We start from the raw sequence: 13,224 nt of genomic DNA, 5'->3' as shown, positions 1-13,224 counted from the left end.
AATAAATCATGGATGTTCAAACGTTAACTTATCTCATTGTTGGGGTCACATTTGCCCTATATATCGGTATCGCCATTTGGTCTCGTGCTGGTTCTACTAAAGAGTTCTATGTTGCTGGTGGTGGGGTTCCACCTGTAATGAATGGCATGGCAACTGCTGCCGATTGGATGTCAGCGGCATCATTTATCTCGCTGGCAGGTATCGTGTCGTTTACTGGTTATGATGGTTCAGTTTACTTAATGGGTTGGACGGGAGGCTATGTTCTGCTAGCGCTGTGTATGGCTCCTTACCTACGTAAGTTTGGTAAATTTACCGTACCAGATTTTATTGGTGACCGTTATTACTCACAAGCTGCACGAACCGTTGCGGTCGTTTGCGCCATTTTCATCTGTTTTACTTATATAGCAGGTCAAATGCGTGGTGTGGGTGTTGTATTCTCCCGCTTCTTAGAAGTTGAAGTAGAAACGGGTGTTTATATCGGTATGGCAGTGGTGTTCTTTTACGCTGTACTTGGTGGTATGAAAGGGATTACTTACACTCAAGTTGCGCAGTATTGTGTGCTTATTTTTGCTTTCATGGTACCAGCCATTTTCATCTCAGTGATGATGACAGGCCATATTTTACCTCAAATCGGTTTTGGTGCTGAGCTTGTTGATGCTGCTGGTAATGGGACTGGGGTTTACCTCTTAGATAAGCTCGATGGTTTATCAGCGGAACTCGGTTTCTCCCAATATACGGAAGGCTCAAAGAGCATGATTGATGTGTTCTTTATTACGGGCGCATTAATGTTTGGTACTGCGGGTTTACCGCATGTAATCGTGCGCTTCTTCACTGTACCTAAAGTAAAAGATGCACGTTTATCTGCTGGTTGGGCGCTTGTATTTATCGCGATTATGTATACAACAATTCCTGCACTTGCTGCTTTCTCACGTGTAAATATGATTGAAACAATCAATGGTCCAGAATCTACAGGTGTGTCATATGAAAGTGCGCCTAACTGGATTAAAAACTGGGAAAAAACAGGCTTAATTACTTGGGATGATAAAAATAACGATGGCAACATTTATTATTCTAAAGGCGATACCAATGAAATGAAGATTGACCGCGATATCATGGTACTTGCTACGCCTGAAATTGCTTCACTTCCAGCATGGGTGATTGCATTAGTCGCAGCAGGTGGCTTAGCGGCGGCACTGTCTACATCGGCAGGGTTACTATTGGTAATTTCAACGTCTGTTTCTCATGACTTATTGAAGAAAAACTTAATGCCCAATATTTCTGATAAAGAGGAGCTTAAGTATGCCCGAATTGCCGCAGCGTTAGGTGTTGTCATGGCGGGTTACTTCGGGATTAATCCTCCAGGCTTTGTGGCTGCGGTTGTTGCGATTGCATTCGGTCTGGCTGCATCGTCATTATTCCCGGCAATTATTATGGGTATCTTCTCTAAGACTGTGAATAAGGAAGGGGCAATTGCTGGTATGTTAACGGGTCTACTGTTTACTGCTGGTTATATCGTTTATTTCAAATTCGTGAACCCTGCAGCTAACGTCAGCGATAACTGGTTCTTAGGTATTTCACCTGAAGGATTCGGTATGGTAGGTATGTTCATTAACTTTGGTGTCGCATTCGCTGTTAGTAAAGTGACTAAAGATGTACCACAAGATGTTGTTGAGATGGTTGAGTCTATTCGCTTCCCTAAAGGAGCTGGTGGCGCTCAAGATCACTAACAAGATGAACTTGAACGGTAAAGAGCGCTTCGGCGCTCTTTTTGTTTTTAACCAAACATTATTTTACATCAAGTTACTGGCCATAAGTCGAATAGTGTCATGCTGTGGTTTTTCATATAGTGAATTCATCGAGGTGAGAAAATGATGGAGTGTTATGAAAGACGCAAGTGAACTTCAACCGATCACGCAATTTATCAGTGGGTTAATTCCATTTGATTCTTTATCTTCATCAGACTTAGCTCGATGTTGTCAACAACTCTCTATTGGTTATTACAGCAAAGCTAGCCGCACGGTCCCGTTAGATGAGTCTCATCCACAGCTATACATTGTTCGTTCTGGTTCCTTTGAAGTACGGGATCAAGAAGGTGAGTTGTTAGATAGACTTGGAGAAGGGGATTATTTTGGTTTTCCATCTTTGTTATCGGGTGAGAAAGTCAGTAATCAGGTGCAAATTCTCGAAGATAGCCTGGTTTATCACTTAAACCCTGAAACCTTTAATTACTTACGAAAAGAAAGCCGAGAGTTTGATCGCTTTTTTAATCGTGCATTTGCTAAAAGGTTACGCCATCAAGCTCGTTTTAAGGCAAAGGATTTAACAACGACGAGTCGGATTAACAGCTTGATGTCACCTGATCCACTAACGATTAATGCTTATGCTAGTGTAAGTGAAGCTGCAAAAAAATGCGTGTCGCTAGGGTATCGTCGGTACTTGTGATAGATAACGGCAAACTAATCGGGATATTAACTGATAGAGACCTGCGAAATCGGGTTTTAGCTGAGGGGTTTGACGGTACATTAGCAGTGCATCAAGCAATGACTGCAAATCCCAAAGTATTGTTTGAAAACGATCTCGTATTCGAAGCCATGCTATTGATGAGTGAGCACGGTATTCACCATTTGCCGATAATGACGAATGAAGTGAACGATGATGAAGTTACTAAACCTGTCGGTATTTTGACCAGTACAGATATATTACGTGGTCAAAGTTCGCAACCTCTTTTACTAATAGGAGAAATTGAGCGGCAACATGACATTGCTAGTTTAATTCAGGTTAGTAAACAGATCCCTGTTTTACTGCAAAACCTCATAAGTGCCGATGCGCGAGCTGAAGAAGTTGGTCGGGTGCTAACTTCAGTCACCGATGCGTTAACTCGTAGGCTAATTGTGTTAAATCAGCAAATTCTAGGGGCTGCGCCGATGGCTTTTTGTTGGTTAGCATTTGGCTCTCAAGGAAGACAAGATCAAGCTGCTTGTTCTGATCAAGATAATGGATTGTTACTTGCTCATGAACCTGATGAACATGCTAAAGGTTATTTTAATGCGCTAACCCATGCGGTTTGTGAAGGGCTTGATAAATGTGGTTATGTTTATTGCCCCGGGGATATTATGGCGCAAAACCCTAAATGGCGTTTACCTCTTGATAAATGGCAAAAACATTTTGAAAGCTGGTTAAATTCTCCTGAGCCTAAAGCGTTAATGCATGCCAGTATCTTTTTTGATATGCGTGCCGTATATGGTCCACAAAGCTTGTTTGATCAATTGCAAAGTCATGTACTTGAACGCACTAAAGATAACGATATCTTTCTTGCTGGAATGGCTGGTAATTCATTAGTGGAATCGCCGCCATTAGGTTTTTTAGAAAGTTTGTGCTTGAGCGTGATGGCAGTGAAGTGAAAGGAATGGATTTAAAGCACAAAGGCGTCGCATTAATCAATGATATTGCCAGAGTCTATGCACTAAGTGCGGGTATTGCCGAAGTGAATACACCAAAACGAATTCGTGCATTAATGGATGCCAATATCATAAACCGTAAGGATGCACTCAACCTCGCCGATGCGCTTGAATTTATTGCTCATATGCGTCTTTCAAATCAAGGAGAGCAATATACAAGCCAGCAAAACGTCACTAACTATTTAAAACCACAACAAATGTCATCACTAATGCGTCATCAGTTACGTGATGCCTTTAAAGTCGTTCACGATGCTCAATCAGGTCTTAGAATGAAATTTATGCGGAGTTTTTAACCTGTGAATGAACTCTGGCTTAAAGCACGTTTACATTATGAAATGTTTGGCCATAAAGATAAGCTTTATGACTATCAAAAAGCGTATTTAAATGTGATAAACAAATCACTTTCCACATCGAGATTGATGGCCGTGGATCTCGAAATGACGGGGCTTGACCCGTTAAAAGATGAAATAATCAGTATTGGAATTGTACCTATTGAATTAGATACAATCCCATGTTCAATCCCTTTAACAAAAGCTCAGCAGTGCATGGTTAATATTGATGGGAGTGTAGGTCAAAGTGCAACAGTACATGGCATTGTCGATCAGCATGTGTCTGAAGGTGCCTCGCTAATTGATGCGATGGAATGGTTTATTAACCGTACTCAGGGACATATTCTGGTAGCACATCATGCACCAATGGACATTAGCTTTATACAATCTCATTTGGCTAAAGTGTATAACAGGCAAATTCGGTTACCCTTTATCGATACTTTAGCGACTGAAAAACAACGGCTACTTCGTCAGCATGATGTACTAAAAGAGGGAAGCTTACGTTTAGATGCTTGCAGGCAGCGATATGGTTTACCTACCTATTCAGGTCATGCAGCATTGGTTGACGCAATTGCGTGTGCAGAGCTTTTTATCGCTCAAGTGAATTCCATTGGTGATACTGAAAAACTTGCTGTATCGGAGTTCATATCAATTTAACTGTGGTTATTTGTGTTGATTAAAATAAAAAACCAGCACTTGGCTGGTTTTTTTAATAATGAGTTTGGTTAAATACTTAAAGGTTAAAAATGCTTAACGCTTAGTAAAAAACTCTACTGCAGGTTTAATTAATTCAAGTGCAGAAACTTCACACGGAGGCAGTTCCGCAGTAGGTGCATTAATCGGAGTTGTTCGCTCCCCCATTTTAATAATAGAGCCGCTGATGTTAATCCTGCACCAAATGCACATGATAAAATAGTTTGTCCTGAATTAATGCGGCCTTGTTCTAACGCATCACAAATCGCAATAGGAATAGTCGCTGCAGACGTGTTGCCGTATTTCGCAATGTTGACGAAGGCTTTTTCTTTAGGGATCTTCATTCGACTGATTAAAGTATCAATAATACGCTCGTTTGCTTGATGTGGAATCACCAAATCAACGTCTTCTTTGGTCATGTCGCAATTAGCTAAGACCTTAGTGCTTAACCCACCCATACCATGAATCGCGCGTTTAAAGACTTCTTGTCCGTTTAGGTTAATAAAGAAATCCAGAGATGCAGAATCAAATCGGTCCATCTGGGTGCCGAAACCTGATGATAAGATATCACGTGCAGCAGGATCATTATTAAGCTCGTAACCTAAAACACCACCTGGTTCATTACTAGCTTCAATAACAACAGCGCCTGCACCATCGCCAAATAATACGGCGGTTTCACGTCGTGACCAATCTAGATAAAAAGATAATCGCTCTGCGCCAATAACAAGCACTTTCTTGTTCTGGCCACTTTTTATCATAGAGCTGCCCATACCAAGGGCATATAAGAAACCACTACAAGCAGCGTTAATATCAAAAGCGCCGCATGTTGCCCCTACATTAGCTTGAACAGTAGAAGCAATATTAGGAATCAAGGTGTCTGGGCTTGCTGTTGCAAGTATGATTAAATCCAGTTCACTACCGTCAATACCTGCAGCAGCGAGTGCATTTTTCGCTGCAACAGTCGCTAACTCAGATGTGTTAACGTGAGAAATATGTCGTTCGCTGATCCCAGTACGTGTCTTAATCCACTCATCAGAAGTATCCATGAAGGTGGCTAAGTCGTCATTAGTCAGTTTTGCTGGTGGGACGCATTTTCCCCAACCGGTAATATGAGCATACTGCATGTGGTTTTCTCTCAAATAAATTTTAAATTAATCTTTTGATAAACGACGTAGAGGCAATAGTTAGTCTATTTGTTGAATCACTAGCTTCTTAATTGCCTTTGCTGCACCTAAAATGTGCTGGCGTAAAAGTTGGGTCGCTTTATCGATATCTTTGTTTTTGCACAACTCAAACAGTTCGCGATGTTCGCGTTCTGCTGTTGGAATTCCGCCTGTTAATAATAGCTGTAAGCGTATATAGCGATCGCAGCTATTGTTCAGTCCATGAACGACTTCAAGTGTATGCGGTTTGTTAGCGGCTTCGTATAAACAGGTATGAAACTGAGTATTGAGTTCGCTCCATGTGGCCACAGAGTCTTTTTCCTTTAATGCGGTCTCTAATTTAGACAGCACTTGATCAGCTTGTTCGAAATTTTCATCTTGCAAGTTGGGAATGGCTTTTGCGAGAAGATCTGTTTCAATCATAGCCCTTAATTCAAATAATTCTGTGACTTGCTCAACAGAAAGTTCAGTGGCTGTTGCACCTTTGTGTGCTTCGAATTTAACTAATCCTTCAGCTTCTAGTTGAACAAGCGCTTCTCGCACAGGAATTCGACTAACATTAAGCTGCTCAGCTATAGCTGATTGTCTAAGTGGCTCACCTGCTTTGATAAAGCCAGATAATATGCGCTCACGCAAGACTTCTACCACTGCTTGAGTTCGTGTTTTATGAATTATTGGTGTTATTTGACTCATTACTTCTTAATAAATGCCACAAAATATCTACGGAAGGGTAACCTTTACTGAACGCTTTATAAAGTACAACCTTAAAAAATCTTCCTTTTATAATACAAGTGCATAATTTTTCCAGTAATGGGATAATCAGAATAATAAAGAATTTAGGAGTATTAGTACCGTGAATAAAGCCGTGTTCTTAGATCGTGACGGAGTCATTAATATTGATAAAGGTTATGTACACCTTGTTGATGACTTTGAATATATCGAAGGCGTATTTGAAGCCTGCCTGGCTTTCAAGGAAATGGGTTATAAAATCGTGGTGGTGACTAATCAGTCAGGTATTGCTCGTGGAATGTACTCAGAGGATGACTTTCACCATTTAACCGAATGGATGGATTGGAACTTTGCAGATAAAGGTGTTGAATTAGATGGCATCTATTATTGTCCGCATCATCCAGAAAAAGGACTCGGGGAATATAAGCAAGATTGTGATTGCCGAAAACCTAAACCGGGAATGATGCTTGATGCAGCAAAGTTTTTAAAAATTGATATGGCTAATTCAATTATGGTGGGTGATAAAGCTGATGATATGAGAGCTGCAAAAGCAGCGGGCATTAACACAGCTATATTAGTGAGAAGTGGTAAAGTCGTTGATGAAGCGGGTATTGAGCTTGCCGATGGAGTAGTAGACAGCATTGCCGATGTACCAGCTTTCTTAAAGTCGTAATAAAAACATCTCTTAGTTAACGATAAAATTGCCATGAAAGGTGCTGTAACGAGCTTTTTTGATGGATTTTAGCTCGAAACGTTTAAAAAGTGTGCTTTTGAGCGTTTTTTTATAAATTAATTAAGAAAAGCACTTGCGGGATAAAATGATTTCCCTATAATGCGCAACCACTGACACGGAACAAGGCGTCAAACGCTAGTTACCGAGTCCGCTCTTTAACAATTTATCAAGTAATCTGTGTGGACACTCACAGGTGTTGAGTTAATCGAAATTGCTCACTCTTTCTCGTAAAGAATGGAGCAATCAAAATTATTATCAATATTTTCTGAATCACGTAAGTGATGAGTGTTCATAGCAATATGTAACAAACAGGATGTAGATTCTATTGATTCTGCATAATGTAATCAGAATTCATTGAGCCGAGACTTAGTCTCAAAAAACTTTAATTGAAGAGTTTGATCATGGCTCAGATTGAACGCTGGCGGCAGGCCTAACACATGCAAGTCGAGCGGTAACAGAAAGTAGCTTGCTACTTTGCTGACGAGCGGCGGACGGGTGAGTAATGCCTAGGGATCTGCCCAGTCGAGGGGGATAACAGTTGGAAACGACTGCTAATACCGCATACGCCCTACGGGGGAAAGGAGGGGACCTTCGGGCCTTTCGCGATTGGATGAACCTAGGTGGGATTAGCTAGTTGGTAAGGTAATGGCTTACCAAGGCGACGATCCCTAGCTGTTCTGAGAGGATGATCAGCCACACTGGGACTGAGACACGGCCCAGACTCCTACGGGAGGCAGCAGTGGGGAATATTGCACAATGGGGGAAACCCTGATGCAGCCATGCCGCGTGTGTGAAGAAGGCCTTCGGGTTGTAAAGCACTTTCAGTAGGGAGGAAAGGTAGCAGCTTAATACGTTGTTACTGTGACGTTACCTACAGAAGAAGGACCGGCTAACTTCGTGCCAGCAGCCGCGGTAATACGAGGGGTCCAAGCGTTAATCGGAATTACTGGGCGTAAAGCGTACGCAGGCGGTTCATTAAGCCAGATGTGAAATCCCCGGGCTCAACCTGGGAATTGCATTTGGAACTGGTGAACTAGAGTCTTGTAGAGGGGGTAGAATTTCAGGTGTAGCGGTGAAATGCGTAGAGATCTGAAGGAATACCGGTGGCGAAGGCGGCCCCCTGGACAAAGACTGACGCTCATGTACGAAAGCGTGGGGAGCAAACAGGATTAGATACCCTGGTAGTCCACGCCGTAAACGATGTCTACTCGGAGTTTGGTGCCTTGAGCACTGGGCTCCCAAGCTAACGCATTAAGTAGACCGCCTGGGGAGTACGGCCGCAAGGTTAAAACTCAAATGAATTGACGGGGGCCCGCACAAGCGGTGGAGCATGTGGTTTAATTCGATGCAACGCGAAGAACCTTACCTACTCTTGACATCCAGAGAACTTTCCAGAGATGGATTGGTGCCTTCGGGAACTCTGAGACAGGTGCTGCATGGCTGTCGTCAGCTCGTGTTGTGAAATGTTGGGTTAAGTCCCGCAACGAGCGCAACCCCTATCCTTATTTGCCAGCGCGTAATGGCGGGAACTCTAGGGAGACTGCCGGTGATAAACCGGAGGAAGGTGGGGACGACGTCAAGTCATCATGGCCCTTACGAGTAGGGCTACACACGTGCTACAATGGCGAGTACAGAGGGTTGCAAAGCCGCAAGGTCTAGCTAATCTCATAAAGCTCGTCGTAGTCCGGATTGGAGTCTGCAACTCGACTCCATGAAGTCGGAATCGCTAGTAATCGTAGATCAGAATGCTACGGTGAATACGTTCCCGGGCCTTGTACACACCGCCCGTCACACCATGGGAGTGGGCTGCACCAGAAGTAGATAGTCTAACCTTCGGGAGGACGTTTACCACGGTGTGGTTCATGACTGGGGTGAAGTCGTAACAAGGTAGCCCTAGGGGAACCTGGGGCTGGATCACCTCCTTACCTATACGACTAACTTAATGTTTGTTGAGTGTTCACACAGATTACTTGATAGAAAGTAAGAGCAAAGTATCGAAAGATATTTTTGAGGATTTTGATTCTTAATCAAGGCACTTGATGAGTCTCGTAGGGAGTGTGCTTTAGCACATGACTGAGAAACGAAGAAAGTAACGCCGAGTAAGGATTAAAAGACCAAAAAGAATGGGTCTGTAGCTCAGCTGGTTAGAGCGCACCCCTGATAAGGGTGAGGTCGGTGGTTCAAGTCCACTCTGACCCACCAATTCTTTTCTACTCTTCGTTAGTTTAATACTCGTTTAGCAGGCTAAACGTCGCATTAAACTACCTTGATTAGCATACGAATTGGCAAGCCAATTTAATTGGTATTCGATATTTTTGTTTGACTGCATGTAAATGGGGCTATAGCTCAGCTGGGAGAGCGCCTGCCTTGCACGCAGGAGGTCTGCGGTTCGATCCCGCATAGCTCCACCATTTACTTGCTCATGGATAGAGACGCCAAAGATAAAACGACAGTTTTATCTTTGGCTTTTTTAAGCCCGCTCTTTAACAATTTGGAAAGCTGATAGTATTTAATACGATGATGTCTGTCGTTGTATTAATTACAAATCGTATTACTGAGAAGTTAATCCCTTTTTGGTAATACATTGAGTTCTCAAAACACTTTATTAAGTGTCTTGAATATTCTAAAAACTAAGGCGAATTTGTGTAGTGTTAATTCACATGCAAATTATGTAATAAACCAGCTAGTTACGGTACAACTTGAGTTTCTTTTGAAACTTATTTGGGTTGTATGGTTAAGTGACTAAGCGTATACGGTGGATGCCTTGGCAGTCAGAGGCGATGAAGGACGTAGTAACTTGCGAAAAGCGTTGGCGAGCTAGTAACAAGCATTTGAGCTAACGATGTCCGAATGGGGAAACCCGGCCACATAAGTGGTCATCATACAGTGAATACATAGCTGTATGAGGCGAACTCGGGGAACTGAAACATCTAAGTACCCGAAGGAAAAGAAATCAACCGAGATTCCCCTAGTAGCGGCGAGCGAACGGGGATTAGCCCTTAAGTCTATGGGGTGTTAGTGGAATGTGTTGGAAAGCACAGCGGCACAGGGTGATAGCCCCGTACACGAAAACTAACCATAGATGAAATCGAGTAAGGCGGGACACGTGACATCCTGTTTGAATATGGGGGGACCATCCTCCAAGGCTAAATACTCCTGACTGACCGATAGTGAACCAGTACCGTGAGGGAAAGGCGAAAAGAACCCCTGTGAGGGGAGTGAAATAGAACCTGAAACCGTATACGTACAAGCAGTGGGAGCGGTTCTTGAGACCGTGACTGCGTACCTTTTGTATAATGGGTCAGCGACTTACGTTTTGTAGCGAGGTTAAGCGAATAGCGGAGCCGTAGGGAAACCGAGTGTTAACTGCGCGTTTAGTTGCAAGGCGTAGACCCGAAACCGAGTGATCTAGCCATGGGCAGGTTGAAGGTTGAGTAACATCAACTGGAGGACCGAACCGACTAATGTTGAAAAATTAGCGGATGACTTGTGGCTGGGGGTGAAAGGCCAATCAAACTCGGAGATATCTGGTTCTCCTCGAAAGCTATTTAGGTAGCGCCTCGAGCGAATACCACTGGGGGTAGAGCACTGTTAAGGCTAGGGGGTCATCCCGACTTACCAACCCTTTGCAAACTCCGAATACCAGTGAGTACTACTCGGGAGACAGACGGCGGGTGCTAACGTCCGTCGTCAAAAGGAAACAACCCAGACCATCAGCTAAGGTCCCAAAGTTATTGCTAAGTGGGAAACGATGTGGGAAGGCTTAGACAGCTAGGATGTTGGCTTAGAAGCAGCCATCATTTAAAGAAAGCGTAATAGCTCACTAGTCGAGTCGGCCTGCGCGGAAGATTTAACGGGGCTAAGCAATACACCGAAGCTATGGGTTTGCACTTAGGTGCAAGCGGTAGAGGAGCGTTCTGTAAGCGGTTGAAGGTGAAGGGGTAACCCACACTGGACGTATCAGAAGTGCGAATGCTGACATGAGTAACGATAATGGGGGTGAAAAACCTCCACGCCGAAAGACCAAGGGTTCCTGTCCAACGTTAATCGGGGCAGGGTGAGTCGACCCCTAAGGCGAGGCTGAAAGGCGTAGTCGATGGGAAACAGGTCAATATTCCTGTACTTTTGCTAACTGCGATGGAGAGACGGAGAAGGCTAGGCTAGCGCGGCGTTGGTTGTCCGCGTTTAAGGTTGTAGGCTGTTCACTTAGGCAAATCCGGGTGAACATTAGGCTGAGAGCTGATGACGAGCCGCTAAGGCGGTGAAGTAGTTGATGCCATGCTTCCAGGAAAATCTTCTAAGCTTCAGGTTAGTAGGAATCGTACCCCAAACCGACACAGGTGGTCGGGTAGAGAATACCAAGGCGCTTGAGAGAACTCGGCTGAAGGAACTAGGCAAAATGGTACCGTAACTTCGGGAGAAGGTACGCTCCTGACGGTGATGAGACTTGCTCTCTAAGCTGTTGGGAGTCGCAGATACCAGGTGGCTGCAACTGTTTATCAAAAACACAGTACTGTGCAAAATCGCAAGATGACGTATACGGTATGACGCCTGCCCGGTGCTTGAAGGTTAATTGATTGGGTTATCTTCGGAGAAGCTCATGATCGAAGCCCAAGTAAACGGCGGCCGTAACTATAACGGTCCTAAGGTAGCGAAATTCCTTGTCGGGTAAGTTCCGACCTGCACGAATGGCGTAATGATGGCCACGCTGTCTCCAGCCGAGACTCAGTGAAGTTGAAATTGCGGTGAAGATGCCGTATACCCGCGGCTAGACGGAAAGACCCCGTGAACCTTTACTATAGCTTGGCACTGAACATTGAACCTACATGTGTAGGATAGGTGGGAGACTTTGAAGCTCAATCGCTAGATGGAGTGGAGTCAATCTTGAAATACCACCCTTGTAGTTTTGATGTTCTAACCGCGGCCCCTAATCGGGGTTCGGGACAGTGCCTGGTGGGTAGTTTGACTGGGGCGGTCTCCTCCCAAAGAGTAACGGAGGAGCACGAAGGTTGGCTAAGTACGGTCGGACATCGTACGGTTAGTGCAATGGCATAAGCCAGCTTAACTGCGAGACATACACGTCGAGCAGGTACGAAAGTAGGTCATAGTGATCCGGTGGTTCTGTATGGAAGGGCCATCGCTCAACGGATAAAAGGTACTCCGGGGATAACAGGCTGATACCGCCCAAGAGTTCATATCGACGGCGGTGTTTGGCACCTCGATGTCGGCTCATCACATCCTGGGGCTGAAGTCGGTCCCAAGGGTATGGCTGTTCGCCATTTAAAGTGGTACGCGAGCTGGGTTCAGAACGTCGTGAGACAGTTCGGTCCCTATCTGCCGTGGGCGTTGGATGATTGAAGGAAGCTGCTCCTAGTACGAGAGGACCGGAGTGGACGAACCGCTGGTGTTCGGGTTGTTATGCCAATAGCATTGCCCGGTAGCTACGTTCGGAATCGATAACCGCTGAAAGCATCTAAGCGGGAAGCGAGTCCTAAGATGAGTCATCCCTAGGAATTTAATTCCTCTAAAGAGCCGTTCGAGACTAGGACGTTGATAGGCAGGGTGTGTAAGCGTTGTGAGGCGTTGAGCTAACCTGTACTAATGACTCGTGAGGCTTAACCATACAACCCAGATGAGTTTTATCTGAGTTGATGGTAACTAGATTTATTACTTACTGTTGAAGGTAAGACTTAGTAAAGAATATAAAGCGCTTAATAAAGTTGAAAACTCAAAGAAACAAACAGCTTTCCGAATTTAGTTAATTGCGATAAGCGATTAACACCCGAATTTGCTTGGTGACAATAGCATTGTGGTCCCACCTGATCCCATCCCGAACTCAGTAGTGAAACGCAATCGCGCCGATGATAGTGTGGGGTCTCCCCATGTGAAAGTAGGTCATCGCCAAGCGCCTAATTTCTCTTTTAAGAGAGCAGATAGCCCGTTACTCACGTAATGGGCTTTTTTGTGTCTGTAATTTAAGATAAACATGCTCAGAAACGAAGCTAAAGCTCAATTTTAGACACGTCAACAGCTGATAGTGTGGACGATATGCCTACATGAAAATGCGTTATTGCCAAGCGCCTAATTTCTCTTTTAAGAGAGCTGATAGCCCGTTACTT

4 protein-coding genes, 2 tRNA genes, 3 rRNA genes and 2 pseudogenes are annotated in these 13,224 nt (G+C 44.2%); 9 read left to right on the top strand and 2 right to left on the bottom strand.

What is annotated here, in order from left to right:
- Positions 1-8: 8 nt before the first annotated feature.
- From ACGEDC_RS00055 to ACGEDC_RS00045, 3 genes and pseudogenes are all read left to right on the top strand, one after another.
- The gene (locus tag ACGEDC_RS00055; protein WP_055024628.1) at positions 9-1,727 is read left to right on the top strand and encodes a sodium:solute symporter family protein; all 1,719 of its coding nucleotides are present in this window, start codon (positions 9-11) and stop codon (positions 1,725-1,727) included.
- A 154-nt stretch (positions 1,728-1,881) separates the two neighbouring features.
- Positions 1,882-3,751, top strand: a pseudogene (locus tag ACGEDC_RS00050) (DUF294 nucleotidyltransferase-like domain-containing protein).
- 3 nt (positions 3,752-3,754) lie between these two features.
- On the top strand, positions 3,755-4,444 hold the full coding sequence (locus ACGEDC_RS00045; protein ID WP_394495667.1) for an exonuclease domain-containing protein: 690 nt from the start codon (positions 3,755-3,757) through the stop codon (positions 4,442-4,444).
- A gap of 93 nt (positions 4,445-4,537) precedes the next feature.
- On the opposite strand, the pseudogene ACGEDC_RS00040 reads toward ACGEDC_RS00045, so the two are convergent.
- Positions 4,538-5,604, bottom strand: a pseudogene (locus tag ACGEDC_RS00040) (ketoacyl-ACP synthase III).
- Positions 5,605-5,664: 60 nt separating this feature from the next.
- Positions 5,665-6,336 (bottom strand): GntR family transcriptional regulator, encoded by a 672-nt coding sequence (locus ACGEDC_RS00035; protein ID WP_394495665.1) that lies wholly within the window; start codon positions 6,334-6,336, stop codon positions 5,665-5,667.
- A gap of 160 nt (positions 6,337-6,496) precedes the next feature.
- Between ACGEDC_RS00035 and gmhB the strand changes: the two genes are divergently transcribed.
- The 6 genes from gmhB (at position 6,497) to rrf (ending at position 13,012) form a co-directional block, all read left to right on the top strand.
- Positions 6,497-7,045 carry a D-glycero-beta-D-manno-heptose 1,7-bisphosphate 7-phosphatase gene (gmhB, locus tag ACGEDC_RS00030; protein ID WP_394495663.1) on the top strand — a complete coding sequence of 183 codons (549 nt, stop codon included), beginning with the start codon at positions 6,497-6,499 and terminating at the stop codon, positions 7,043-7,045.
- 443 nt (positions 7,046-7,488) lie between these two features.
- A 16S ribosomal RNA gene (locus ACGEDC_RS00025) occupies positions 7,489-9,030 on the top strand.
- Between the two features lie 200 nt (positions 9,031-9,230).
- Positions 9,231-9,307: transfer RNA gene (locus ACGEDC_RS00020), tRNA-Ile, on the top strand.
- A gap of 133 nt (positions 9,308-9,440) precedes the next feature.
- Positions 9,441-9,516, top strand: a tRNA-Ala gene (locus tag ACGEDC_RS00015).
- Positions 9,517-9,837: 321 nt separating this feature from the next.
- Positions 9,838-12,728 (top strand): 23S ribosomal RNA (locus tag ACGEDC_RS00010).
- A 168-nt stretch (positions 12,729-12,896) separates the two neighbouring features.
- A 5S ribosomal RNA gene (rrf, locus tag ACGEDC_RS00005) occupies positions 12,897-13,012 on the top strand.
- The 16S, 23S and 5S rRNA genes sit together here with 2 tRNA genes alongside, the layout of an rRNA operon.
- Positions 13,013-13,224 lie beyond the last annotated feature (212 nt).

This window comes from Shewanella sp. ENK2 (assembly GCF_043568515.1).
GTDB lineage: Bacteria > Pseudomonadota > Gammaproteobacteria > Enterobacterales > Shewanellaceae > Shewanella > Shewanella japonica.
This window is presented reverse-complemented; position numbering and strand designations above follow the sequence as displayed.